The 24,739-nt window shown below is 65.2% G+C and carries 26 protein-coding genes and 1 tRNA gene; 12 read left to right on the top strand and 15 right to left on the bottom strand.

The genetic code is table 11. The features are described 5' to 3' along the window. The first annotated feature begins 115 nt into the window (after window positions 1–115). The 5 genes from AC3D24_RS06935 to AC3D24_RS06915 all read left to right on the top strand — a co-directional run bounded on the left by AC3D24_RS06935 (window position 116) and on the right by AC3D24_RS06915 (window position 3,775). Window positions 116–1,279 carry a M23 family metallopeptidase gene (locus tag AC3D24_RS06935; protein ID WP_489029318.1) on the top strand — a complete coding sequence of 388 codons (1,164 nt, stop codon included), beginning with the start codon at window positions 116–118 and terminating at the stop codon, window positions 1,277–1,279. Between the two features lie 266 nt (window positions 1,280–1,545). Further along, the gene (erpA, locus tag AC3D24_RS06930; RefSeq protein ID WP_489029316.1) at window positions 1,546–1,884 is read left to right on the top strand and encodes an iron-sulfur cluster insertion protein ErpA; all 339 of its coding nucleotides are present in this window, start codon (window positions 1,546–1,548) and stop codon (window positions 1,882–1,884) included. Window positions 1,885–1,889: 5 nt separating this feature from the next. Then, window positions 1,890–2,660 carry an exodeoxyribonuclease III gene (xth, locus tag AC3D24_RS06925; RefSeq protein ID WP_489033086.1) on the top strand — a complete coding sequence of 257 codons (771 nt, stop codon included), beginning with the start codon at window positions 1,890–1,892 and terminating at the stop codon, window positions 2,658–2,660. After that, window positions 2,657–3,451 (top strand): transporter, encoded by a 795-nt coding sequence (locus tag AC3D24_RS06920; protein WP_489029314.1) that lies wholly within the window; start codon window positions 2,657–2,659, stop codon window positions 3,449–3,451. Before xth ends, AC3D24_RS06920 begins: the two co-directional genes overlap by 4 nt. Continuing rightward, window positions 3,452–3,775: a hypothetical protein gene (locus AC3D24_RS06915; protein WP_489029312.1), complete on the top strand. Its 324-nt coding sequence runs from the start codon at window positions 3,452–3,454 to the stop codon at window positions 3,773–3,775. A gap of 129 nt (window positions 3,776–3,904) precedes the next feature. Here AC3D24_RS06915 and AC3D24_RS06910 read toward each other — a convergent pair whose 3' ends face one another. After that, window positions 3,905–5,056, bottom strand: a complete 1,152-nt coding sequence (locus tag AC3D24_RS06910) for an N-acetyltransferase (protein ID WP_489029310.1) — start codon at window positions 5,054–5,056, stop codon at window positions 3,905–3,907. 175 nt (window positions 5,057–5,231) lie between these two features. Here AC3D24_RS06910 and AC3D24_RS06905 point away from each other — a divergent pair, with 175 nt between their 5' ends. Then, on the top strand, window positions 5,232–6,347 hold the full coding sequence (locus tag AC3D24_RS06905) for a fatty acid desaturase family protein (RefSeq protein WP_489029309.1): 1,116 nt from the start codon (window positions 5,232–5,234) through the stop codon (window positions 6,345–6,347). Between the two features lie 85 nt (window positions 6,348–6,432). Here the strand turns inward: AC3D24_RS06905 and lptG are convergent, their stop codons facing one another. The 9 genes from lptG to AC3D24_RS06860 all read right to left on the bottom strand — a co-directional run bounded on the left by lptG (window position 6,433) and on the right by AC3D24_RS06860 (window position 16,656). After that, window positions 6,433–7,530 carry an LPS export ABC transporter permease LptG gene (gene lptG / locus AC3D24_RS06900; protein ID WP_489029307.1) on the bottom strand — a complete coding sequence of 366 codons (1,098 nt, stop codon included), beginning with the start codon at window positions 7,528–7,530 and terminating at the stop codon, window positions 6,433–6,435. After that, the gene (lptF, locus tag AC3D24_RS06895; protein ID WP_489029306.1) at window positions 7,527–8,732 is read right to left on the bottom strand and encodes an LPS export ABC transporter permease LptF; all 1,206 of its coding nucleotides are present in this window, start codon (window positions 8,730–8,732) and stop codon (window positions 7,527–7,529) included. The genes lptG and lptF overlap by 4 nt, the downstream gene beginning before the upstream one ends. A gap of 89 nt (window positions 8,733–8,821) precedes the next feature. After that, entirely contained in the window at window positions 8,822–10,783 is a 1,962-nt protein-coding gene (locus AC3D24_RS06890; RefSeq protein WP_489029305.1) for an ATP-binding protein, read from the bottom strand. Window positions 10,784–10,989: 206 nt separating this feature from the next. Then, the gene (gene spt / locus AC3D24_RS06885; protein WP_489029304.1) at window positions 10,990–12,252 is read right to left on the bottom strand and encodes a serine palmitoyltransferase; all 1,263 of its coding nucleotides are present in this window, start codon (window positions 12,250–12,252) and stop codon (window positions 10,990–10,992) included. Between the two features lie 135 nt (window positions 12,253–12,387). After that, window positions 12,388–12,633 (bottom strand): acyl carrier protein, encoded by a 246-nt coding sequence (locus tag AC3D24_RS06880; RefSeq protein ID WP_031394130.1) that lies wholly within the window; start codon window positions 12,631–12,633, stop codon window positions 12,388–12,390. Window positions 12,634–12,692: 59 nt separating this feature from the next. Then, complete coding sequence (locus tag AC3D24_RS06875) at window positions 12,693–13,592, bottom strand: NAD-dependent epimerase/dehydratase family protein (RefSeq protein ID WP_489029303.1); 900 nt, start codon at window positions 13,590–13,592, stop codon at window positions 12,693–12,695. A gap of 91 nt (window positions 13,593–13,683) precedes the next feature. After that, window positions 13,684–14,784, bottom strand: a complete 1,101-nt coding sequence (gene proB / locus AC3D24_RS06870) for a glutamate 5-kinase (RefSeq protein WP_489029302.1) — start codon at window positions 14,782–14,784, stop codon at window positions 13,684–13,686. A 148-nt stretch (window positions 14,785–14,932) separates the two neighbouring features. Next, a complete protein-coding gene (gene obgE / locus AC3D24_RS06865) occupies window positions 14,933–15,979 on the bottom strand; it encodes a GTPase ObgE (protein WP_489029300.1) in 1,047 nt (348 codons plus the stop codon). Between the two features lie 77 nt (window positions 15,980–16,056). Beyond that, window positions 16,057–16,656: a TetR/AcrR family transcriptional regulator gene (locus AC3D24_RS06860; RefSeq protein ID WP_489029299.1), complete on the bottom strand. Its 600-nt coding sequence runs from the start codon at window positions 16,654–16,656 to the stop codon at window positions 16,057–16,059. 63 nt (window positions 16,657–16,719) lie between these two features. On the opposite strand from AC3D24_RS06860, the gene AC3D24_RS06855 reads away from it, so the two are divergent. Continuing rightward, window positions 16,720–17,589, top strand: coding sequence for a metal-dependent hydrolase (locus AC3D24_RS06855; protein WP_489029298.1), 870 nt, complete (start codon window positions 16,720–16,722; stop codon window positions 17,587–17,589). A 282-nt stretch (window positions 17,590–17,871) separates the two neighbouring features. On the opposite strand, the gene AC3D24_RS06850 is transcribed toward AC3D24_RS06855, so the two are convergent. The 4 genes from AC3D24_RS06850 to hspQ form a co-directional block, all read right to left on the bottom strand. After that, complete coding sequence (locus AC3D24_RS06850; protein WP_489029296.1) at window positions 17,872–18,417, bottom strand: GNAT family N-acetyltransferase; 546 nt, start codon at window positions 18,415–18,417, stop codon at window positions 17,872–17,874. A gap of 175 nt (window positions 18,418–18,592) precedes the next feature. Beyond that, complete coding sequence (gene rpmA / locus AC3D24_RS06845) at window positions 18,593–18,883, bottom strand: 50S ribosomal protein L27 (protein WP_056055842.1); 291 nt, start codon at window positions 18,881–18,883, stop codon at window positions 18,593–18,595. Window positions 18,884–18,896: 13 nt separating this feature from the next. Then, window positions 18,897–19,256 carry a 50S ribosomal protein L21 gene (gene rplU, locus AC3D24_RS06840; RefSeq protein ID WP_120301376.1) on the bottom strand — a complete coding sequence of 120 codons (360 nt, stop codon included), beginning with the start codon at window positions 19,254–19,256 and terminating at the stop codon, window positions 18,897–18,899. A 244-nt stretch (window positions 19,257–19,500) separates the two neighbouring features. Then, window positions 19,501–19,896: a heat shock protein HspQ gene (gene hspQ / locus AC3D24_RS06835; RefSeq protein ID WP_489029293.1), complete on the bottom strand. Its 396-nt coding sequence runs from the start codon at window positions 19,894–19,896 to the stop codon at window positions 19,501–19,503. Window positions 19,897–20,051: 155 nt separating this feature from the next. On the opposite strand from hspQ, the gene AC3D24_RS06830 reads away from it, so the two are divergent. From AC3D24_RS06830 to AC3D24_RS06810, 5 genes are all read left to right on the top strand, one after another. Beyond that, window positions 20,052–20,141 (top strand) — tRNA-Ser (locus AC3D24_RS06830). Between the two features lie 619 nt (window positions 20,142–20,760). Next, a complete protein-coding gene (locus AC3D24_RS06825) occupies window positions 20,761–22,011 on the top strand; it encodes a lipoprotein-releasing ABC transporter permease subunit (protein WP_489029291.1) in 1,251 nt (416 codons plus the stop codon). Continuing rightward, window positions 22,004–22,717, top strand: a complete 714-nt coding sequence (locus AC3D24_RS06820; protein WP_056065970.1) for an ABC transporter ATP-binding protein — start codon at window positions 22,004–22,006, stop codon at window positions 22,715–22,717. The genes AC3D24_RS06825 and AC3D24_RS06820 overlap by 8 nt, the downstream gene beginning before the upstream one ends. Then, window positions 22,714–23,310, top strand: coding sequence for a GNAT family N-acetyltransferase (locus AC3D24_RS06815; RefSeq protein ID WP_489029289.1), 597 nt, complete (start codon window positions 22,714–22,716; stop codon window positions 23,308–23,310). Before AC3D24_RS06820 ends, AC3D24_RS06815 begins: the two co-directional genes overlap by 4 nt. Next, window positions 23,307–23,786, top strand: coding sequence for a glutathione peroxidase (locus tag AC3D24_RS06810; protein WP_489029287.1), 480 nt, complete (start codon window positions 23,307–23,309; stop codon window positions 23,784–23,786). The genes AC3D24_RS06815 and AC3D24_RS06810 overlap by 4 nt, the downstream gene beginning before the upstream one ends. A gap of 232 nt (window positions 23,787–24,018) precedes the next feature. Here the strand turns inward: AC3D24_RS06810 and AC3D24_RS06805 are convergent, their stop codons facing one another. Then, complete coding sequence (locus AC3D24_RS06805) at window positions 24,019–24,606, bottom strand: HdeD family acid-resistance protein (protein ID WP_489029285.1); 588 nt, start codon at window positions 24,604–24,606, stop codon at window positions 24,019–24,021. Between the last annotated feature and the right edge of the window lie 133 nt (window positions 24,607–24,739).

Raw genomic sequence — 24,739 nt, 5'->3', positions numbered from 1 at the left:
GCGGCATCCGGCCTAACTCTTCCTGTCTGGTGCGCGGAGGGGCTGCGAGTCAGGACAGAGTTTCGGAGCCGTCCGCTTGGGGGCGAACGGCCCTGCATTTTTTTGTCGGGGACCAATGGTCGATTTTACCGCTGCAGCCATCGTGACGCGCCTCAAGGCGGTGTTCGCGACGCGCGATTTTCTCATTCATGACGGCAGTTCGGTCCGTCGCATCAGCCTTGGCGCAGGTCGTCAGGTTGCAATGGCCGCGATCGGCGCGGTGACGCTGGGCTTTTCCGGCTATGGCGCGGTTGCCGCTGCCGGCGCCGTCAAGCCTGCCGAAACCGATGCGCAGATCGCGCGGATGCAACACCAGATCGGTCAGATGCAGCAGCGCGTCGCGACCATCCGCGAGACCGCACAGGCACACGCCCAGCGCGTCGACCACCGCCAGGCGCTGATCGCCGCCGCGCTGACCGGTACCGGCGACGCAAAGGCGCTGGCGCTTGCCACCCCGTCGATCGATCCCGCCGCCGACCGTCTCGCCGCTGATGTCGTGAAGCCGTTCGTCAAGGTCGAGGGCCATCAGGTCCAGCTGGCCGGCGTCGCGCAGAAGCTGCTCGACCAGCGCTATGCCGCCACCACCGCTACCGTACGCCAGCTCGGCCTGCGTCCCGAGCGTGTCGCCAAGCAACGCGCCGTTGCAATGGGTGGCCCGCTGATCGCCGCGAACAGCGAGGAGGCCAGCGCCGATCTGCGTGCCGACGCGCAGTTCCGCACGCTGTTCCAGACCTGGAAGAAGCTCGACACGCTGCAGCAGGGCGTGATCGCGATCCCCTCGGTGCAGCCGGTGCATTCGCTGTCGTTCACCAGCAATTTCGGCATTCGCTCGGATCCGTTCCGCGGGACGGCGGCGATGCATGCCGGCGTCGACATTCCCGGCCCGGTCGGCACGCCGATCTACGCCACCGCCGACGGCATCGTCGCGCATGCCGGTCGCCAGGGCGGCTATGGCAACATGGTCGAGCTGAACCATGGCAAGGGCATCGCGACGCGCTACGGCCACCTTTCGAAGATCCTCGTCGCCGACAACACACGCGTGACCCGTGGACAATTGATCGCGCTGATGGGCTCCACCGGCCGCTCGACCGGCCCGCATCTTCACTATGAAGTCCGTATCGACGGCCACGCCGTAAACCCGATCCCGTTCCTGACGACCGCGGATTACCTGCTCGCCGCACAGGACCGCTCGGTCAACGCGATCCCCGTCTCCACCGGCGGCCCCGCCGCACAGGACTGACGCACGAACACGGGCACGGACAATTTGAGCCACACCCCCGCCATCCCGGCGAAAGCCGGGACCTCGACCCACGGGGACGGATTATCGTTCAGCACCCCCGTCGTCCGAGCGAAAGCTGGCATCTCCGTCCACAAGGACGGACCATCAGTATAAGATCCCAGCTTTCGCTGAATTGAGCGATCAAGTGGGGACGGTGGAACTTCGACAGGCCACGCGCCGTCGAGCATGAGGTTGCCGCAAGTTACTCGATCTCCTATCTCCATAGCATGGCAACGCTGGTTCAAGACATCATCCTCACCCCCTCCGCTGCGGCACGCGTCGCCGCGATCGCCGTCAAACAGGGGAAGCCGGCGATCCTCCGGCTTTCGGTCGATGGCGGCGGCTGTTCCGGGTTCCAGTACAAGTTCGGGTTCGCCGATTCGGTCGAGTCCGACGACGTGATCGCCGAGCATGACGGCGTGAAGCTCGTCGTCGACAGCGTGAGCATCGACTTGGTTCGAGGCTGCGCGGTGGATTACGTCGAGTCGCTCGCCGGTGCCGCCTTCCGCGTCGAGAACCCCAACGCAGCGTCCGGTTGCGGCTGCGGCTCCAGCTTCTCGGTCTGACGGTAGTGAAAATCGTCACGTACAACGTCAACGGCATCAAGGCGCGGTTGCCGCGCCTGATCGAATATCTGACCGAAGACCAGCCCGACATCGTCTGCCTCCAGGAGCTGAAGTCGAGCGACGACACCTTCCCGATCGCCGACATCGGAGCCGCGGGCTACGGCGCGGTCTGGCACGGTCAAAAGGCATGGAACGGCGTCGCGATCCTCGCAAAGAGCGGCACGCCCTTGGTGCGGCAGCGCGGCCTCGAAGGCGAACCGGAGGATGAGCACAGCCGCTATATCGAGGCCGAAGTCGACGGCCTGATCGTCGCCGCGCTGTACCTGCCCAACGGCAATCCTCAGCCCGGCCCGAAATTCGATTATAAACTCCGCTGGATGGACCGGCTTGCCGACCGCGCACGCGTGCTGCTTGCCGAGGAAAAGCCGACGATTCTCGCGGGCGATTACAACGTCATCGCCAATGACGACGACACCTTCTCCGTCCGCGCGATGCAGGACGACGCCTTGATGCAACCCGAAAGCCGCGAGCATTACCGCGCTCTTGTCGCAGAGGGCTGGACGGACGCGCTTCGCACGCAATTCCCGAAAGGCGGCATCTGGACGTTCTGGGATTACCAGGCGGGCGCATGGCAGCGCGATGCCGGGTTCCGCATTGACCATCTACTGCTCAGCCCGCAGGCCGCCGACCGGATGATCGATGCCGGCGTCGACAAGGCCTATCGGGGCCGTGAAAAGGCCAGCGACCATGCACCGACCTGGGTCCGGTTGCGGTGAAGGTGCTTTCGGTCGCCCTGCTGTCGTTCGCAGCGCTATATGCGACGGGTGCTAGCGCACAGGAGCGCGAATATTGCCCCGAGCGACCGGGGATAGACACCCCCGCCTGCACGATGGCGCCGGGCCGCATCTCGGTCGAGACATCGATCGCCGATTGGACGCGCGATGATCAGCCGGGTTCGCGCGACGACAACATATTGATCGGCGATACGCTGGTTCGCATTGGCGTCACCGATACGATCGAGGCGCGTGTCGGCTGGACGCCGTTCGGACATGACCGGATGCGCGATTCGACCGGTGTTGATACGGTCGACGGCGTCGGCGACGTGTCGCTCGGACTCAAGGCCAATCTGTACAATCCCGACGGCTCGGGTTTCTCCGTCGCGGTGTTGCCCTATGTAACGTTGCCGGTCGGGCGATCCTCGGTCGGTGCGGGCGATTGGGGCGCCGGGTTCCTGATCCCGGTCACCTACGAGCTGTCAGACACGGTATCGCTCGACCTGAGCCCCGAGATCGACGCCGCGGTCGATCAGGATGGCAACGGCCGCCACCTCGCTTACAGCGCCGCTGCCGGTTTGGCCGTAAAGCTCGACAAGGATTTCACGCTGACCGGCGAGTTGCAGGCGTTGCGCGACGACGATCCCGAGCAGCATGCGACTCAGACGGTCGCGGCGCTGTCGCTCGCTTGGTCGGCGTCCGATGATCTTCAGTTCGACGTGCTCGGAGCGGCGGGACTGAACGATGCAGCGCCCGATGCGCGGCTTTATGCGGGGATATCGCGGAGGTTCTAGATGCTGGTCGGCCTGCTCCTGCTTCAAGCGGTAGCCGGGCCGCCACTCCCGCTGGAACTTCGCAAGCGCGCGCCACGGGTCTCGACGCCGTGCCCGACGGAGTCCGGGAGTGGCGAGATCGTCGTCTGCGCAAAACCGACGGATCAGCGTCTCGAAGCGCTACCCCAGCCCATCGTCCCGCCGCGCGGTGATCCGCTCTCGTTTCGCCTGCCCGGCGGCGGCAATGGCAATGTCCACGCGATCCGCACCGAGCTGCCCGGCGCGACCGGGCAGGGGGTGGCGGTCACGCTGAAGATCCCGTTCGGCAAGGGAAAGCGGGAGTAGGGCTCCAAACGAGTCGTTGCTCCCGGCCTCCTTGTTCTCCCGCGAAGGCGGGAGCCCAGACTGAGTCTTCGCCTTCGCGGACAAACATGTTTCTTCGGCATTGATGGGGGACTCAAACGAGCCCTGCCCCTACAGCGTCCGTTCGTAGACCTGATACACCTTGTTCACCCGGCTCTCGATCGTCTCGGCGATCGACCGCATCCCCTGGTTGTCGTCGAGGATCCAGCCGATCTCGGCCCGGCTCGCACCATAATGCTCGACCGAGGCGCGGCGGATGTATTCGATCATCATGAAGGCCAGCTGGCTCGCCATCCGCGACGCCTGCAATTCCTTCACCACGCCCATCAGCGGCACGCGTACCGTCCGCACCTTGGGTTTGCGCAGCCACCACAACAGCTTGGCCCAGCCGAACGGGAACAGGTTGCCGTTCAACGGCTTGATCGCCTCGTTCAGATCGGGAAGCGTGATCATGAACGCAACCGGCTTGCCGTCCAGCTCGGCGATGCGGATCAGGTCGTTGAAGACGATCGGCTTCAGCTTCACGCCGACGTCCTTGATCTCCGGCGGGGTCAGGGGGACGAACCCCCAATTGTCGCGCCACGCATCGTTGAGGATCGACAGGATGATCGCCGCCTCTTCCTCGAACCTGGTCTTGTCGACGTTGCGGACGGTGATCCGCGGGTTCTTCTCGCCCGACTTGATGATCCGCTGGACGATCGGCGGGAACTGCTTCGTGACGTCGACCTCATAGGTCATCAGCTGCTTGATCGGACGATAGTTCGCCCACTCGATCCAACCGCGATATTCGCGCTTGGCATGGCCCATCATAATCGTCGGCGAGTGATCAAAGCCGTCGATCAGCAGACCCGGCTCCTCCCAGATCGACATGCTGATCGGGCCCATCGCGCGCGTCATGCCCTGGTCGCGCAGCCACTGTTCGGCGCGCGCGAGCAGCGCCTGGAAGATGTCCTGCCGCTCGGCCTCCATCAGCCCCCATTGGCCGACGCCGGGACCAAAGCCCTGCTCGGGCGGCATCGTCAGTGCGAGCGTATCGATATGCGCGGAGATGCGTCCGACCACCCGGCCATCTTCCTCGGCGAGGAATAGCTGCGCCTTGGCATGGCTGAACCAGCCATTCTTCTCGGGCGTGATCAGCCCGAGCGCCTCGGTCTTCAGCGGCGGCACCCAATGCGGATCGTCGGCATAGAGGCGGAACGGCAAATCGACGAAGATCTTGCGGTCTTTTTTCGTCTCGACCGGACGGATAGTAAGTTTGGCCATGTGTCGTTCCCGAAAACGCAGTGGAGCGTGTCTAGCCAGCGCCAGGGGGAAAGGCGAGTGACACGTGAGTCATCGCCAAACCTGGTCAGAGTGATCGGGTTTCCTCGCGCGGAGACTGGCGCGCAACCTGTAAATGCCACGCTGCGGCCACTATCTTCGGGCAATGGACATGCCCATGGATACCTCGCTCAGCCTCGCTCGCGGCACGGCCGCTCCAGCCTTTGCAAACCCCAGCGCCTCAGCAACACCCGGCGCGGGCGTCGTGCGTATCGCCGACGACAAAGCGATGTTGCGCGCTGCGGCCGACCTGACGCGCGATCTCGTGAAGCCCCGGCCGGCGGTGTATTGGGCCGACCTGATCGCGTCGATGGTGCTGGGCTATGGCGCGCTGTTCGTAGCGGCAACGAGCGACTCGATGGCGGTGGCGGTGATCGCCGCGATCGCGTCCGTGCTCGGCCTGTACCGCGGGCTGAGCTTCATCCACGAAGTCAGCCATATGAAGCATGCGGCGGTCCCGAACTTCCGGCTCGGCTGGAACATCCTTGTCGGCGTGCCAATGATGACGCCGTCGTTCATGTATGAGGGCGTGCACAACCTTCACCACGCCAAGACGCGCTATGGCACGGTCGAAGACCCCGAATATCTGCCGCTCGCGTTGATGAAGCCGTGGACGCTGCCGCTGTTCATCGTCGTGTCGGCGCTGGCGCCGATCGCGCTGATCGTCCGGTTCGCGATCCTGTCGCCGCTGTCGCTGCTGTCGCCGAAGCTGCGGACGATGGTGGTCGAGCGCTATTCGGCGTTGGCGATCAATCCGCAATTCCGTCGTCGTGCGCCAGAAGGCGAGGCCAAGGCGTATTGGAACCGCCTTGAGATCGCGGCGAGCCTGTGGGCGATGACGCTGATTGGGATTACTGTCGCGGGCGTGTTGCCGCTGCGTGCGTTCCTGACGACCCTCGGCGTCGCTTCGGCGTTCGCCGTGCTCAACCAGGTCCGTACATTGGTGGCGCATCTGTGGGAGAATGACGGCGAGCCGATGACGGTGACCGCGCAGTATCTAGATACGGTCAACGTGCCGCCGCCAGCGATGCTGCCCGCGCTGTGGGCTCCGGTAGGTTTGCGCTATCACGCGCTGCATCATCTGTTGCCGGGGCTGCCCTATCATGCGCTGGGTGAGGCACATCGCCGGATTTCGGCCGAACTGGATGCGATGTCGCCGTATCATAAGGCAAGCTATCCGGGTCTGCCGGGTCTGGTCAGCAAGATCGCCCGCAGCACGATGGTCCGCCGCTGATCCAAGCTTGTTTCCCGCGAAGGCGGGGATCCTGACTGGGCTCCCGCCTTCGCGGGAGAACAAGCTTATGTGAGATGCCGTCCGGTTATTCCTCGGACCGGATCAGCACCGCTTCGCCGATCAGAAAGAATAGCAGGAACGGCGCCCACGCGGCGAGGAACGGCGGGTAAGCTCCCAAATTGCCCATCGCCAACGCGAAGTTATCTGCGACGAAGAAGGCGAACCCCAGTCCCATCCCGATCACCGCGCGCACGAACAGCTTGCCCGATCGCGCGATACCGAATGCGGCGACGGCACCTAGCAGCGGCATCAGTACCGACGACAGCGGCCCCGACAGCTTGTGCCATAGCGACCCCTCCAACGCCTTGGTCGGACGCCCGGCATCCGACAGGTCGCTGATCGCGGATTTGAGTGCGCCGAACGACAGGCCATCCGCGTCGACGCTCGCGAGCGTGAACTGATCGGGCCGCACGTCCTTGGCGATGACGACCAGCCCCAGGTTACGAACTGTGCCGCTCTTGACGTCGAACCGGTTCGCGGGCCCGACCTCCCAGCCATGCGCGACGCGCTTGCCGTGATCCGCGCGCAGGATCGCTACCAGATTGCCCCCGGTGCGATCGTAGAGCGTGACCCCGCCGAGCCGCGTCGCATCGCCGCGCCCCCGGATCTGCGCCACCTCGATCAGATCGTCGCCGTCACGCACCCATACGTTCGCACGGTCGCCGCGATCGATCGGCAGCTTGCCATAATTGACCTTCTGCCACTGGTTCAGCGTCGCCGTCGCCCGCGCCACGACCCGGTCGTTGAAGACGAAACTGATCACCGCCACGCCAAGGCTCGCTACCAGCAACGGCGCCAGCACCTGATGTGCGGACAGGCCGGAGCCCTTCAACGCAACGATCTCGCTATTCTGGTTCATCGTGATCAACGTCAGGATCGTCCCGAGCAGGACCGAGAATGGCAGAAAGCGCGAGACGATCTGTGGCGCACGCAGCGACACGTAATGCCAGACCTGCGCGTCGCCATTGCCCGGAAAGGCGAGGATGTCGCCCGAATTGCTCAGCAGGTCGAGCGCCTGAAGCACCAACACGAGCGCGGCAAGAACTGCGAACGTCCGCACCAGAAACATCCGGCCCATGTAGATCGCGACCGTGCGCGACGGGAAGAAGCTGACGAGTTTCATACGGTCTTGCTCGCCTGCGACTTTGGCCGGAAGCCCGGAATGCGCTTGGTGATCGCCTTGAACGTCTTCGAGAAGACGCGTTCCAGCGCACCGATCGGTTGCCCGCCGGGGACGTACGCGATCGTGTAATACATCCACAAGATCAGGCCGGCGAAGATCGTGAACGGCACCCACAAGGCGATGATCGGGTCGATCCGCCCGAGTTCGCCGACGTCCGCCGCATACTGGTTCACCTTGTGATAGGTGACGATCATCACGATCGACAGGAACACGCCGAGCGCGGACGAGGACCGCTTTGGCGGCACGCCGAGCGCGAGCGCGAGCAGCGGCAACAGGAACATCGTCGCCACTTCAGCGAGGCGGAAATGGAATTCGGAACGGCTGCCGTCGCGCTGCACGAGCGTCGCACCGCGCTGACCCTGTTTGGCGAGCTCCGGAAGCGTGTATTCAAGATTACGGCCGCCGCGGCTGCGGAAGCTCTCGAACTTGGGCAGGTTGATCGGCAGGTCGTGGCTGGTGAAGGTCAGCACGCGCGGCGTCTTGAATTCGGGCCGGTTGTGGACGAGCGTGCCGTTCGCGAGCCGGAAGATGATGACGTTGGGATCGTCGGTCGCCAGGAACTTGCCCTTCTCCGCGGTCACTCCCAGCCAGTCACCATTCTGGCTCGACGCGTGGACGAAGATCCCGGACAGTTCGCGCCCCTTGTCCTTGCTCTGCTCGATCCGCAGCGTCATCCGCGAGCCCAGATTGGTGAACTCGCCGACCTTGATTGACGCGCCGAGCGCCCCGGTGCGCAGTTCGAACCGCAGCCCTTCGTAATAATAGCGGGCGATCGGCTGGACATAGCCGACGATCGCCAGGTTCAGCAGCGCGAGTGCGATCGTGTACATGTACGGCACGCGCAACAGCCGGTTGTAGCTCATGCCGACGCCGCGCAGGACGTCGAGCTCGGACGAGGTCGACAGGCGGCGGAAGGCGAGGAGGATGCCGAGCAGCAGCCCGATCGGAATGCCGAGCCCGAGATATTCCGGCAGCAGGTTGGCCAGCATCCGCCACACGACGCTGATCGGGCCGCCCTGCGTCGCGACGAAATTGAACAGCCCGAGCATGCGATCGAGCACGAATAACATGACGGCGATAAGCAGCGTCGAGAACAGCGGCACCGCGATCAGCCGGGCCATGTAGCGGTCGATGGATTTCATGCGCGGGTTGAGCTCGGTCTGCTGGGTCGCGCGGGTATAGGGGCGGCGGGGCGGGGCGTCATCCTCAATCGCATAGCGCCTGCGAGCGTCTATTCGGCAGCGACTTGGTCGCGCGCGTTCACGTCGCCAGTGACGGCGCGATCGGCTGCGACCGCAGTGACGACCGCGCGCTCCAGGCCGTTCAGCGTGAAGGGTTTGCGCAACACCTCGTGCCCGCCAAACTGGGCGACGTTCACTTCGCCCGCGAACCCAGTCACGAACAATATGGCGATGTGCGGATAAAGCGGCGACAGCGCGGCGATCATCTCGGGTCCGGTCTGGCGCGGCATCAACACGTCGGTGATGATGAGGCCGATCGACGGGTTGGCAGCGAGCAGCGCGGGCGCGGCGAACGGATCATCGCACGCGATCGCCCGGTGGCCGAGTTCCTCAAGCGCCCCGACCGTCGCCGCCAGCACACGAGGATCGTCCTCGACTACCAGAATCTCCAGCGCGTCGGAAACCGTTGCGACTTGCTCGACCAAGGCCGCCGGCACCGAAGGGGTCGATACTTCGGGAGCAGCAGCGCGGGGCAGGTACAGGGTAACCGCGGTGCCTTCGCCGGGGGCGGACACGAGCCCGACCTCGCCGTGCAATTGCCGGACGAGCGCAAAGATCTGGCTCAGGCCGAGCCCCGTACCCTTGCCGACGCCCTTGGTGGTGAAAAACGGCTCGAACACGCGCTCGGCAACGTCCGGCGTCATCCCGCAGCCATCGTCGGCTACCGTGATCGTCACATAGTCGCCGGCAACACATTGGCCGACCTGTTCCGCCGTCAGCGTCGTCGCACCGGTGACGATGGTCAGTGTGCCCCGGCCGTTCATCGCATCGCGCGCGTTGACCGCCAAGTTGAGAACAGCATTCTCCAACTGTACCTGATCGCCTCGCACGCAGCCGCCGGCCGCCTCATCACGCGAGACCAAGGTGATCGCATCGCCGAGCGTCCGGTCGAGCAGGTCGGACATGCCCGCGACGAGCTTGGCCGCCTCGATCGTCTCGGGCTTGAGCGAGTCTTCGCGACTGAACGCGAGTAGCCGGCGGGTCAACGCCGCGGCCCGGTTCGCGCCTTCGGTAGCGCTGTCGATATGGCGCCGCGCAGCCACGGGATCGGTCGCGAGACAGCGCCGCGCGAGTTCCAGTCCGCCGAGCACGACCGCCAGCATGTTATTGAAATCATGTGCGATGCCGCCGGTCAGCTGGCCGACTGCCTCCATCTTCTGGATCTGGCGCAGCTTGGCTTCCTGGACGCGCAGCTCGGCGGTGGCGGCGGCGACCGCGGTGGTCAGTTCGTCGGCACGCTCACGTTCGAGTTCGGCGTCGGCCAGTGCGGTGGCACGCTCGCCGACCGCGCGGATTGTGAACCAGCCTAGCAGGATCGCGCCGAGCACGATCAGCACGCCGAACACCGCGAGCACGCCCGCGACCCAGCTGGACCGCTCGACCGAGCCCATCGCCGCCGTGGTCCGGTCGTCGAGCAGCGCGCGCTCGCCGGCGATCAGCGTGTCGAGCGTCGTGTTGATCTCGGCGAGCGTCGGCGATTTCCGCGCCTGATAATAGCGCGCGAGTGCCTGGCCGTTCTTGCCGTAACTCGTGTTGAGCGCGGTCAGCGACAGCTCTCGGCCGCGTGAGTCATACGCGGCGCGGAGCCGGTCGACTCGCGGCTGCTGTTCGGGGTTGTCGTTGGTGATCCGGTCGAGCCTGTCGATCTGCGTCCCGGCGAGCAGCCATTCGTCGAAGTACAGCTGGCCCAGCTGCCTGTCGCCACTGATGACGTAGCGCCCGAGCGATGCCTCCGACCGCGCGATCGTCCCCGACAGCGTGCGGGCGAGGATCATCACGTCATAGCTGTGCGCCTGCAGTTCGAGCGCGCGGTCACGCTGGCGATTGGCGTTGCCGAGCGTGACGATCAGGGCGACGAGGACGGCGGCGCCAAGCAGGCCCATCGCGACGAGCATGGCTATCCGCCATCTCGCCCCGCCCCCCTGGGCCGCAGTCCGGGCCTCGCTCCGCATCACGCCTGCATCCTAGCGCGTCGTTGCCGCTGCGCAATGATTTCGATTTTTGGAGGGGCGGGTGCCGACCCTTCCGATCCTTCCCCGCAAGGGGGAGGTGGCTGGCACTTGCCAGACGGAGGGGGAGGTAAGGGAAAACCTCTGTTCCGTGTCCTCCCCCTCCGTCACCTTCGGCGCCACCTCCCCCTGGCGGGGGAGGATTAGCTTTAGCCGATCACGCCGACGGCGCGGCCAGCGGTCTCGAACATCCCGAGGATCGTCGTGATCTGCTCGTCGGTATGTTCCGCGCACAGCGAGCACCGCAGCAGGAACGTCCCCGCGGGAGTCGCCGGCGGCCGCGCCATGTTGACGTACAGCCCGCCCTCGAGCAGCGACTGCCAGATCGCAATCGCCTGTTCCTGATCGGTGAGGATTACCGCGATGATCGCCGAGTCGGACGTCTCGGTGCCGAGCTTGAACCCCATCGCCTTGAGCCCACCGTGCAACTGGCGTGCGTTCTTCCAGAGCTGCGCGCGCTTGTCGTGCGCGGTCATCAGTTTGCGGATCGACGTCGCGGCGGTGGCGACCACCGATGGCGGCAACGAGGCGGTGAAGATGTACGGACGGCAGGCAAACCGTACCATCTCGAACTTCGGATGGTTCGACACGACGAACCCGCCGACCGTGCCGACCGACTTCGAGAAGGTGCCGACGACAAAATCGACCTCGTCGGTAAGCCCCATCTCCTCGTACACGCCGCGCCCGTTGGGACCGAAAAAGCCCATCGAATGCGCCTCGTCGACCAGCACCATGCAGCCGTGCTTCTTGGCGACCGCGACCATCTCCTTCAGCGGCGCGATGTCGCCGAGCATCGAATAGACGCCTTCGAGCACCACCAGCTTGCCGGCTTCCTTCGGCAAACGGCCGAGCCGCTTGTCGAGATCGTTCACGTCGTTGTGGCGGAAGCGGACGATCTCGGCATTGCCCTGCTTGCAGCCGTCGTAGATCGACGCGTGGCTGTCGGCGTCGAGGATGACGTATTCGCCCTTGCCGGCGAGCGTCGAGATGATCCCGAGATTGGCCATGTACCCGGTCGAGAACACGATCGCGCCGGTCATGTCGTAGAATTCGCGGAGCGCCTGTTCGACGTCGATGTGATCGTGGAACGTGCCGTTGAGCATCCGGCTGCCGTTGGTGCCCGAGCCGAATGCGTCGAGCGCATCCTTGCCGGCCTGGATGACATCGGGGTCGAACGTCATGCCCATGTAATTGTACGTGCCGAGCAGGATCGTGTCCTTGCCGCGGATCACCGCCTGGGTCGGCGACTTCACCTCGTCCATCACGATCGCGAACGGATTGCGCACGCCACTGGCGATCAGCGCCTCGCGTTCGGCGATCAACGCGTCGAATTTCGACATGAGGTCGCGTTCGGGGGCGACCTCGGGAGCGTCGACGGGGAGGGCGTGGGGAGTGGTGGCGGCTTCGGTCATTCTATCGATTCCATAGGTTGGAATGTATCCCGATCCCCCAATCACCCCGTTCGCCCTGAGCGAAGTCGAAGGGTGGCCTGTAGGGCGCGGCTTCGACTTCGCTCAGCCCGAACGGGGGAGGGGCGAAGGGCTTGCTCAGGCGGCCTTCAACTTCGCGACCGCGTCGACCAGTTGGCCGACCGTCTCGATCTCGGCCTGCATGTTCATCGTGATGATGATGTCGAATTCGTCCTCGATCGCGGCGACGAAATCCATGACCGTCAGGCTGTCCCACTCCAGATCGCCCTGGAACGTGGTGGCATCGCTCAGCGCGACGCCCTTCTTGTTGAACGGCTCGATCTGCGCGGTGACGGTGTCGTAGATCTGCTGGCGGTCGCTCATTGTAATCCTTCCGGGTGTCGCACGCATATCTGACAGGGAATTGCGGCGGCTTTTCGGCGCTATAGCAGCCCGGCGGCGCGATACCACGCCGCGGTTTGTGCCAGGGCTTGCGGGGTCGGGACCGACGGCGTCCACAGCGCAGGCGGCGGCGGCTTGTGCGAGACCCAGTCGGGGTGGCAGAAATAACTGACCCGGTCCCGCGTCAGCTTGGCCTTGCGACGCCGGACGAGCCGGTCGGCGGCGGAGGCGAGCTTGAGGAGCGCGCGGGGTGTAGGGAACACCCTGATCGATTTGCCGACCGCCACGCCGATCGCGCGCGCAAAATCGCGGTTGTCCCAACCGTTCGGCACGCCATCGTCGGGCTCCATGATCGACGGCGCGTCGCCACTCTCGGCGAGCGCGAGCAGCAGTGCGGTCAAATCCTCGACATAGAGCAGCGAGACGCGCGTGCCTGCCGGGGGCATCGGTACATAGCCCGACCTGGCCGCCTTGAAGACATCGAGCAACTCCAGATCGCGCGGGCCGAAGATCGCGGGCGGGCGGACGATCGTCCAGTCGAGCCCCGACGTCTGCACGCGCGTCTCCGCCTCGGCCTTCGACCAGCCATAGTTCGACAGCGTCGGCTCGCGCGCGGCCAGCGAGGAGACGTGGACGAATCGGCGAATGCCGGCCGCCCGCGTCGCCTGGAGAATGCCTTCGGTGCCGGCGACGTTACCCTCGGCAAAGCCCGCACGGTTGGCCGCGTTGACCACGCCGGCGACATGGATCACCATGTCCGCGCCCTCGACCAGGGTCGCGAGGCTCTTGGGGCGATCGAGCGCGCCTTCGATCCAGGTCACGCCGATGCGCTTGGCCTGGGGTTTACGCACGAGCGCGCGGACGGTGTGGCCGGTCTCCAGCGCGTGATCGATCAGGTGGCTGCCGACGAACCCGGTGCCGCCGGTAATGGCCAAGATCATGAGCCCATTCCCCAGACAGAAGCGTGTTCACCCGCGAAGGCGGTTGCCCAGTCTGGACACCCGCCTTCGCGGGTGAACAAGGCCCGGGCGATCATACGAGCGCCAGATGGTTGCGATGCACCAGCGCAGACCGAGGAGCGTAGCCAAGGATGGCCGCATGATCGTCGCTATGTCGACCAAGCAGGCGCGCGGTATCCGCCGCATCATACTCCGCAAGACCCCGCGCGACAGTCCCGCTCGGCCCTTCGATCGTCACCAGATCGCCACGCGCGAAACCGCCGTCGATTCGAGTCGCGCCCGTGGCGAGCAAACTCCGCCCTTGGCCGAGCGCCGCCGCAGCCCCCGCATCGACATGGATCGCACCCTTCGCGGTCAGCCCCCCCGCCAGCCAGGCCTTCCGTGCAGACGCCGTCCGCTCGGCCGTAAAGATCGTGTGGCGGGCAGGGATCGATAGCGGATACTCGATCCGCCCCGAAGCGATCGCCAACGGAATCCCAGCACCCGTTGCGATCCGCGCGGCAGCGATTTTCGAGGCCATCCCACCCGAGCCCATGCCCGAGCCCGACCCGTCGTCCGCCATCCCCGCGACCGCGTCGATCCGCGGCACGCTGGCGATATGCGTCGCGGACGGATCGGTATGCGGATTGGCGGTGTAGAGCCCGTCGACGTCGGACAGCAGGATCACGCCCTGTGCTCCGGCGGCTTGCGCGACGCGGGCGGCAAGGCGGTCATTGTCGCCAAAGCGGATTTCCTCGGTCGCGACGCTATCGTTCTCGTTGATCACCGGCACGACCTTCAGCGACAGCAACCGGTTGAGCGTGGCCGCGGCGTTGAGATAGCGGCGGCGGTCTTCGAGATCGTCCAGCGTGACGAGGATCTGCGCCGCTTTGAGATTTTGCGCCGCGAGGAGTTCTGCCCAGACCTGGCTGAGCGCGATTTGGCCGGTGGCGGCGGCTGCCTGCGCGTCTTCGAGGCTGGCTCGGCCACCCTTGGGGAGACCAAGCCGGCGCGCGCCCAAGGCGATCGCGCCAGACGACACGATCGCGACCTGCTGGCCCGCGCTAGTTCGAGCAGCAATGTCGGCCACAAGGCCCGCAAGCCACTCGCGTCGAACGCTCCCGTCAGGATCGACCAGCAACGCCGACCCGATCTTCACGATCAGCCGTGTGCAAGAGGCAGGCGGAAACATCATGCATTACCCTCCCGTTTGCGGGAGGGGTTAGGGGAGGGGCGGGCGTGACCTATCGACAAGAAAGCCCTCCCCCGACCCCTCCCGCAAGCGGAAGGGGAGAAATCTGGAACCAACCCTTTCCCCGCAGGGGAGAGGGCTAAGCAAGACGTCAGAGCGGCGACCATGCGACCGGCACTTCGCCTTCTTCCAGTTCCTTCGCCGCGCCCGGCGCCGGCCCGATCGCCTCGATCAGCTGATCCAGCACTGCCTCGATCCCAGCGCCGCTCGCGCCCGAAATCGCCATCACCTCGGCACCGCTGGCTTCCGCCAGTTCCGCCGACAGCGCCGCGATCAGCTCCGGATCGAGCATGTCGATCTTGTTGAGCGCGACGATCACCCGCTTGTCGGTGAGCCCCTCGCCGTAATTCTCCAGCTCGTCACGCACGATCCGGTACGATTCGGCCACGTCACGGTCGTTCGCATCGACCAGATGCAGCAGCACCCGGCAGCGCTCGATATGCCCGAGGAACCGGTCGCCGATACCCGCACCTTCGGCCGCGCCCTGGATCAGCCCCGGAATATCCGCGACCACGAACTCGCGCTGCTTGTGGCGCACCACGCCCAGCTGCGGGCGGGTGGTGGTAAAGGCATATTCGCCGACCTTGGCCTGCGCGTTGGTCACCTGATTGATGAAGGTCGACTTGCCCGCATTCGGCAGCCCGACCAGACCCGCATCGGCGAGCAGCTTCAGCCGCAGCCAGACCCACGCCTCGCCGAACGGCCAGCCGGTGCCGTGCTGGCGCGGGGTGCGGTTGGTCGACGTCTTGTAGCTCGCGTTACCGCGCCCGCCGTCGCCGCCGCGGAACAGCACTTCGCGCTGGCCGACTTCGGTGAAGTCGATCAGCACCTCTTCCTTGTCCTCCGCCAGCACCTGCGTGCCGAGCGGAACGCGGATGACGAGGTCCTTGCCGCCCGCGCCGGTGCGGTTCGAGCCCGACCCGCCCGAGCCGCGGGGCGCGCGAAAATGCTGCGTGTAGCGGAAGTCGATCAGCGTGTTCAGGCCGGCGATGCATTCGAACACGATGTCGCCGCCCTTGCCGCCATTGCCGCCGTCGGGGCCGCCATATTCGATATATTTTTCGCGGCGGAAGCTGACGGCACCGGGGCCGCCCTCACCCGAACGTACGTAGATCTTGGCTTGGTCTAGAAAATGCATCGCCGCCCCATAGCGAAATTAGCGAAAATCTCCACCCTCTGCGATTCGGCCCGCGATTCGAGCCCCGATCCGGTGCACTAGCAGCGGGCAGGGGCGGCGGCGTCCTTGCTGGCGAGCAGTGCGTCGAGCGCCAGTTCGCGTGCCTTGCCGACCGGGAGGCCGAGCGCGCGCGCCATCGGTGCGCCCATCAGCGCATCGCCGAGCGCCATCAGCACCAGCGTCAACGTCTGCTCCTGGATCGGCTGGTCGCCAGGCATGTCACCCTCCGCCAGCTCGTCGACCAGGTCGTGGATCGCGGTCAGGATCGGATCGAGCGCATCGGTGTTGCCCGAGAGGATCATCCAGCTCGCCAGCGCCCCCGCGCCGCCCTTGCCGAACGCGTCGAAGGTCATCTCTACGACCTCACGCGGGTCGAGCTCGCCCGCCCGCACGCGCAGCACCGCCGCGCCGATCGTACCGACGATGTCCGCTGCCATCCGCGTGATCAGCGCGGTATGCAGCGCCTCCGCCGAGCCGAAATGGTGGAGCAAATTGGCGTGCGTGCGCCCGACCCGGCCTGCCACGGCCTTCAGCGTCACAGCGCTGGGGCCGCTTTCGACAAGCAGGGCCCGCGCAGCCTCGACGGCAGCTTCACGCGATTCGGTGGGGGAGAGGCGCTTGCGCGGCGTTGACGTCACGGACGGGGAAACCTATTTACATCAATGTAAGTAACGAGTGTTCATTCCTGTTTGGAGGTTTCCGTGGCGAAAGCAACCACGCCTGCCGATCTGACGATCACCCCGCGCGACCGCCGCTTCGGCCGCGGTGCCGCGATTCGCCGCTGGTGGCTGAACGACGATCCGATCGCGACCGCGTTCTACAACGCGCTGTCGGTGACGTTTCCCAAGGGCGAGGGCTATTTCGTCGACAGCGTCCGGAAGTTCCGCGAGGGCACGCCGCCGAAACTCCACGCCGAGATCAACGCCTTCATCAAGCAGGAGGTGATCCACACCCGCGAGCACGTCGCGTTCAACCGCCACGTCACCGACCAGGGCTATGACGTCGCGCCGCTGATCGTGGATGTCGACGCGGCGCTAGCGCTGACCAAGGGGCGTCCGGAGATCGCGAGCCTCGCCGCTACCACCGCGCTCGAGCATTTCACCGCGATGCTGGCGCATGAACTGATCGCCAACCCGAAGCACCTCGCGGGCGGCGACCAGCAGGCAGCAGCGCTCTGGCTGTGGCATGCCGCCGAAGAGATCGAGCACAAGGGTGTCGCCTACGACACCTGGCTCCACGCGACTCGCGACTGGCCACGCTTCACGCGCTGGCGGGTGAAGTCGCTGGTGATGCTGATCACGACGTGGCGGTTCTTCACCGGGCGTGCGCGGGGGATGGCGGAACTGTTGCGGCAGGACGGGCTTACCGGACCGAAGGTGTGTGCGCGGATGGCGTGGTACGCGTTCGGCAATCCCGGGATGGCGCGCAAGATCGCCGGCGTCTGGGCGGCGTATTTCCTGCCTGGGTTCCATCCCTGGAAGCACGACGATCGCGCGCTGATCGGCTTGGCGGAGAGCGAGTATGAGGCGGCGGTGTTGCCGGTTGCGAAGCGCGTGGCGGCAGTGGCCTGAGCGCCTGCAAGCTCCGAGCTTCTCCGCTACTTCCTAGTTCTCCCGCGAAGGCGGGAGCCCAGGATACCAAACGCCGCCGCCCGTGCTTCCTGGACCCCCGCCCTCGCGGGGGAACAGCTAGTGCTGAGGGGCTACCCACATAAACTGAAGCACCACCCCGGCGAAGGCCGGGGCCCAATTGGGGAACGTTGCTAACGGAGTACATCGCTCCGTTACTGCGACCTTTCCAATTGGGCCCCGGCCTTCGCCGGGGTGGTGCTCAATCAATGACGGTGCTGCGACTCACGCCGCCAAAGGGATCGGCGCACATCGGTCGTCATCCAGATCGAGCTCGAACATCACCGCAGGCGCCTCGCCCCCACGCCCACGCGACGTCCGTGGCTCGACGCGCCCCGTCGGCCGAAACCCGAGCTTCGCCAGCACGCGCCCCGACGCCGGGTTGTCCGCGAAATGAAAAGCATCCAGCCGCCGCAAGCCCAGCGCGTGCCGCGCCATCGCCACCACCGCTTCGCCAGCCTCGGTCGCATACCCACGCCCCCAGGCGTCCGGCGCCAGCCAATAGCCCAGTTCATGCCCCGCATCCGCCGCGCGGATACCGATCCCGCCGACGAGTTGCGGCGCACCCGCTTCCATCGTCTCGATCATGAAATGTGGGTCGTGTGGCCCGCGTGGCTGCGCCAGGAACGCCTCGGCATCGCCCAGCGCATAGGGCCAGGGCGCACGCGCCAGCTTGGCGACCACCGACTCATGGCCGATCGCCTGAGCCAGTGCGGGCGCATCTTCCGGCCAACCCGGCCGCAACGTCAGTCTCTTGGTGCGCGCGAACACGGCTCTCTCCTTCACGCATCGCGCCTGGCGTCCTGCCATGTCCGGATGACACGGCAGCGACAGGCGAGGGGGAGGGAGCAATAAAAAAGGGAGCCGGGGTGACCCGTCTCCCTTGTTCAGGTTCGCTTTCGCGACCCGGGTCACCCTGGTGGGCAACCCGGATGGTTACCCGATATTATTCGGCTGCTGCTGCCATATCGGCAGTGTCGTTCGCTGCCAGCTCGACCGAGCAGAATTTCCGTCCGAGTTTGCCCTGGCTGAACACGACGCGGCCATCGACCAGCGCGAAAAGCGTGTGGTCGGTACCGATGCCGACGTTGGTGCCCGGGTAGAACTTCGTCCCGCGCTGACGCACGAGAATGTTGCCGGCGACGCACGCCTGGCCACCGAACTTCTTGACGCCGAGGCGACGACCGGCCGAATCGCGACCGTTGCGCGAAGAGCCGCCTGCTTTCTTATGTGCCATCTGAAGCTACTCCTTATGCCTGAGCGGCCGGGGCGGTGTCGCCCTCGTTGCGCGCCGAGTTCGCCTGGGCAGTCTGGCCGCCGACCGACACGATCTTCAGGATCGTGTGCTGCTGGCGATGGCCGTTCTTGCGACGATAGTTATGACGACGACGCTTCTTGAAGACGATGACCTTGTCCGCCTTCGCCTGCGCGATGATTTCCGCGGCGACGACGAAGCCCTCGACCGAACGCAGCTCCGAGCCTTCGCCCGCCAGCAATACGTCACCCAGCGTCACCGACGCACCTGCATCGCCCTCGATCTTCTCGATGACGATCTTATCTCCGGCGGCGACGCGATACTGCTTGCCGCCCGTGCGCACGACTGCGAACATGGCCCTTGTCACTTTCCAAATACATGTGCCCCACGAACGCAAGGTCCGCCGGGAGAAGCCGGGCAGCTAAGGGAGGGGGGCAGAGTTGTCAACCGCGAAGGGACGCAGGAGCGTGGTTTAAGGTGTCGAACGCCGCATCATTCAGCATACCGGTACAAGATTGTTTCTCCGCGGAGGCGGGGACCCTGACCGGACTCCTGCCTTCGCGGGAGAGCACGCTATTCGATGTGCTCCGATTCGCCTCTTAGTGCCGATGAACCTGCCGCAGCGCATACCGGCCATCCGCATAGTCGCTGAACAGCCCTGAGATCGCCGGATGATCCACCGGCTCGTCGCTATCATCGGGCACCAGATTCTGCTGGCTGACATACGCGACGTAGCTCGACTCCATGTTTTCCGCGAGCAGATGGTAGAACGGCTGGTCCTTCCGCGGACGAATCTCCTCGGGGATGGCCGCATACCATTCGTCGCTGTTCGCGAAGACCGGATCGACATCAAAGATCACCCCGCGGAAATCGAACAGCCGGTGCCGCACGACGTCGCCGATCGAAAAATTCGCATGCGAGATCGGCGGTGCGACCACCTCGGCGGGAACGAGCGGGCTGGTGATGTCGTGAGCGATACTGTCGTGTCGGGGCATATCGATTGATTTAGGGTTTGTTTTGCGCTGCACAAGGAAAACGCGTCGAACGGCGCTTCGGCGGTCAAAATCCTCTTGCGTCCCCAAGGGCACTTCATTAGAGGCCGCGCTTCGACCGATCGGAGGCGCTGTTCGCAGCATCTCGGGTGACCTGCGGAGAGGTGGCAGAGTGGTCGAACGTACCGCACTCGAAATGCGGCGTACCCGCGAGGGTACCGTGGGTTCGAATCCCACCCTCTCCGCCATTACTTACTGACATTGCCGGATAAATCGCCCCTGTGGGGGTCATCGCGTACGGATGTTCGTCGTCGCGTCGGGTTGACGGGATTCGAGGCCCGTGGTCGCGACGAAAGTACGCGTTCAATCGTGGGCGGATCTGGCCCAGTAAGCGCCGGCCTTTCGCACAATGTCTGGTCGAATACTGACCGTAACCGGATCAAGCGAAGTATCTTCAAGTAAAGATGCTGGAATCAACTACGCCGGACAAGCAAACGCCCGGACCGTTGCCGATCCGGGCGCCTGCGTGACGATCGCTCGTCAGCCCCCATTTTTTTGCTTTCGCTCAACACCTTTGGTGCGGCGTAAAAGCAGTCCCCGAACCACGGCCGTTGCCTGTGTCTCAGCGAGGTTTTTGCTAGTTATGTCGCGAGCCTTTGTCACGGTATTTGCGAGAGCGGCGGAACGATTGGACAGGCGCTGTGGCGATTACGCAACATACCAATCTAGCCATTGGGTGAAGTCGTACCCATGAGAGCGCGAGCTTCGTGCGCCTCCCTATGCCCGGCACCGGCGCAGTTGCCTCGCGCGGGGCCGCGCCCTAGGAGCTGAAGGACTGTTTCTCTCAACGATCGAACCCGGCCGCCCATGATCCTGTCCCGCTATGAACGGATGATAGCCCGTCGCTATCTGCTGCCGGGAAAGGGCGAAGCGTTCATCTTCCTCGTCGCCTCGATCAGCCTGGTCGCGGTGATGCTCGGTGTTGCCGCGCTCGTCATCGTGATGAGCGTGATGAACGGCTTCCGTGCCGAGCTGTTCGACAAGATCGTCGGGCTTAATGGCCATGCGGTGGTGCAGGGCGTCGGCGGCAGGTTGCCGGACTGGCGCGAGATCGTCGCGCAGGCTCGCGCGACCCCCGGCGTGACCAGCGCCGTCCCGCTGATCGAGCAACCGCTCGCCGCCACCTATAATGGGCGCGCCGAGGCGGTAATGGTGCGCGGCATGCGGGTCGAGGACATCCGCCGCAATTCGACGATCCAGAACAAGATCGTGATGGGCTCGCTTCAGTCGGTCACGCCGGGAAGTGGCCGCATCGCAATCGGATCGCGCCTCGCCGAATCGCTCGGCGCGCAGGTCGGCTCGGAGATTTCGCTGTTCAGCCCGCAAGGGCAGACCACGCCGTTCGGCACCGTGCCGCGGATCGTCAGCTACACGGTCGGCGCGATCTTCGAGATCGGCGTGTACGATTACGACAAGGCGTACATCATGATGCCGATCGAGGATGCGCAGACGCTCCTCCTGATGGGCGATGCGGCGGGGATGGTCGAGGTCAACACGGTCGACCCGGACAAGGTCGGCGAGATCCTCAAGCCGCTCGCGGACAAGCTCGGCGGCCGCGCCGTGATCCAGGACTGGCGAATGATGAACGCGCAGCTGTTCGAGGCGCTGGCGGTCGAACGGGTGGCGATGTTCACCGTGCTGTCGATCATCATCCTAGTCGCGGTGTTCAACATCCTGTCGTCGCTGATCATGCTGGTCCGCGCCAAGACGCGCGACATCGCGATCCTGCGCACCATGGGCGCGACGCGCGGCTCGATGATGCGGATCTTCATCGTGGTCGGCACCACCATCGGTGCGCTGGGGACTTTGGCAGGACTCGTGCTCGGCTTCATCTTCCTGTTCTACCGGCAGGGAGTCGTGAACTTCGTCCAGCTCGTCACCGGCCAGAACCTGTGGGATCCGTCGATCCGCTATCTGACCGAACTCCCGTCGAAGACCGACCCCGTCGAGATCATCGTGATCGCGCTGATGGCGCTCATCTTCAGCTTCCTCGCAACGCTCTATCCGGCCTGGAAAGCGGCGAGTACCGACCCTGTGCAGGTGCTGCGTTATGAATGAAGGTCTCAAAATCGATCGCCAGATCGAGAAGTTCGACGATTACGTCCTCCAGACCAGCGGACTGACCAAAAGCTTCACGCAGGGTGGCGCGACCATCGACGTGTTGCGCGGCGTCGACCTCGCGATCGCACCGGGCGAGATCGTCGCGCTGCTCGGGCCGTCGGGCTCGGGCAAGTCGACGCTGTTGCAAGCCGTGGGTCTGCTCGAGGGCGGCTTCCAGGGATCGATCAGGATCGCCGGCACCGAGGCGGCCAAGCTCAACGCGCATGAGCGGACCGTGGTGCGCCGCGACAGCCTCGGCTTCGTCTACCAGTTCCATCACCTGCTGCCGGACTTCAACGCGACCGAGAACGTCGTCCTCCCGCAGCTCGTCCACGGTGCGACGCGGATCGAGGCGGACCGGCGCGCAGCGGAATTGCTGACCCAGCTCGGTCTCGGCCACCGCCTGACGCACCGCCCGAGCCAGCTCTCCGGCGGCGAGCAGCAACGCGTCGCGGTCGCCCGCGCGCTCGCCAACAAGCCCGCGCTGGTGCTGGCCGACGAGCCGACCGGCAATCTCGACGAGCACACCGCGGACATCGTCTTCGCCGAGTTCATCCGCCTGGTCCGCGAACAGGGCACAGCGGCGGTGGTAGCCACGCACAACGAGCGGCTCGCGGCTCGCATGGACCGCGTGCTGCGGCTGCACGAGGGGCGGCTGGCGTGACCTGGGGCGAGACGCCGACGCTGACCGGGCGTCACGTCACGCTCCGCCCGCTGGTTGCCGACGACATGGACGCGCTGGTCGCGGCGGCGTCGGCGGACAATTTATGGGATACGTTCTACGCCAACGTCGCGATGATGAAGGCGCCCGACCGCTGGCTGGCGGCGGCAATGCGTGAACAGGACTTCGGGCGGGCTCGTCTGTTTGCGGTGGTAGCCGGCGGGACCGTCGTCGGCACCACGCGCTTCATGCGGATGAACGAGGGCAACAAGCGGCTGGAGATCGGCGGCACCTTCTACGCCAAGTCCGTTCAGCGCACCGGCGTCAACACCGAAGCCAAGCTGGTGCTGCTGACCCACGCGTTCGACGCACTTAGCTGCGAATGCGTCCAGATTCGCACCGACTCGCTCAACAAGAACTCGCAGCGCGCGATCGAACGCCTAGGCGCCAAGCGCGACGGCGTTTTGCGCGGGCACCAGGTGATGGCCGACGGCCGCTTGCGCGACACCGTGGTCTACAGCATCCTCCGCCACGAATGGCCGGGTGTCCGTCAGAACCTGGCGTACCTGCTGGCCCGACACGAGGACCGCCCATGACCGCGATCACCGACTTCACCGTAAAGAGCGCCGATGGTTCGGCGGCGTCGCTCGAACCCTATCGCGGCAAGGTCCTGCTGATCGTCAACACCGCCTCGAAATGCGGCTTCACCCCGCAGTACGAGGGGCTGGAAGCGCTGCACCGCGACTATGCCGACCGCGGTTTCGAAGTGCTGGCTTTCCCGTGCAACCAGTTCGGCGGGCAGGAGCCAGGCGACGCAGCGGAGATCGCGAACTTCTGCACGCTGACCTACGACGTGACGTTCCCGGTGTTCGCCAAGGTAGACGTCAACGGGGCAGGGGCGGACCCGCTGTTCGAGCGGCTGAAGTCGGACGCGCCGGGCGTGTTGGGGTCGAAGGCGATCAAGTGGAACTTCACCAAGTTTCTGGTTGGTCGCGATGGGGTTGTGGTGGATCGCTACGCTCCAACGACCAAACCCGAGGACATCCGCAAGGATATCGAGAAGCTGCTCTAGCGCCCCGACCTACCACCCGCACTTTCAATACCACCCCGGCGAAGGCCGGGGCCCAATTGGGGGACGGCGGTGAAGACCGCTGCGCTCCGTTACTGCAACCTCTCCAATTGGGCCCCGGCCTCCGCCGGGGTAGTGTTCTCTTGTGGAGCGCGATCGCGAACTAAGCGTGTTCCCCCGCGAAGGCGGGGGCCCAGACTGGACTCCCGCCTTCGCGGGAGAGCAGACTATCGGTTCACACCGAAAACGCCGGCGCCCCCTTCTTATGCGCCAGCGCCGACGAAACCGACGTCACGCCTCCAAACAAGAAGCTGATCCCCAGCACATACCCCGGCAACGTCAACGCCGACCAAGGCAGCGTCGCGAGCACGATCACCGCCAGCACGATGTTCACAACACCAAGCGCGATCATCAACCCTTTACCGCGCCGAAACCGCGCCCCAAGCCCGATCTCCAGCGCACCACGAACACCAAGCCAAACCGCAATCAGCAACGTCAACGATATAGCCCCCGTCGCTGGCTCGAACGCCATGATCAGCCCAATCACCAGCGACACCAGCCCAAACCCGATCGCATAGCCGCGCCCCTCATGCCCCTTGCCGGCAAACCCCGACACGATCGACACGATCCCGGCCGCAATGAAGAACGCCCCGATGACCAAAGTCGCGGCATAGGTCGCGGAAAACGGCGACGCGAACGCCATGATCCCGAGCACCACCGACAGCACGCCATACGCCAGGATCCACCCCCAGCCGGCGCCTGCACGCGGCGTACCCGCAGCCGTGGTATCGGTATCGGCAAAGTGCCCGCGTGGATCCGTCATAAATTAAGCTCCCAGAAGTCCCCGCCGCAACGGCTCGTCGTGTCCGCGGTTCCGATCGGACTCATCCCGGCTGGTCGAATCACGCCGCAGCGCCTACCTCCTGTCGATGCATTCCGGTTACGTCCCCCTCCGC

It is taken from the genome of Sphingomonas sp. SL1004 (assembly GCF_057815015.1).
Note: the sequence above shows the minus strand (reverse complement) of the source record. Positions and strands in the feature narration are given on the sequence as shown.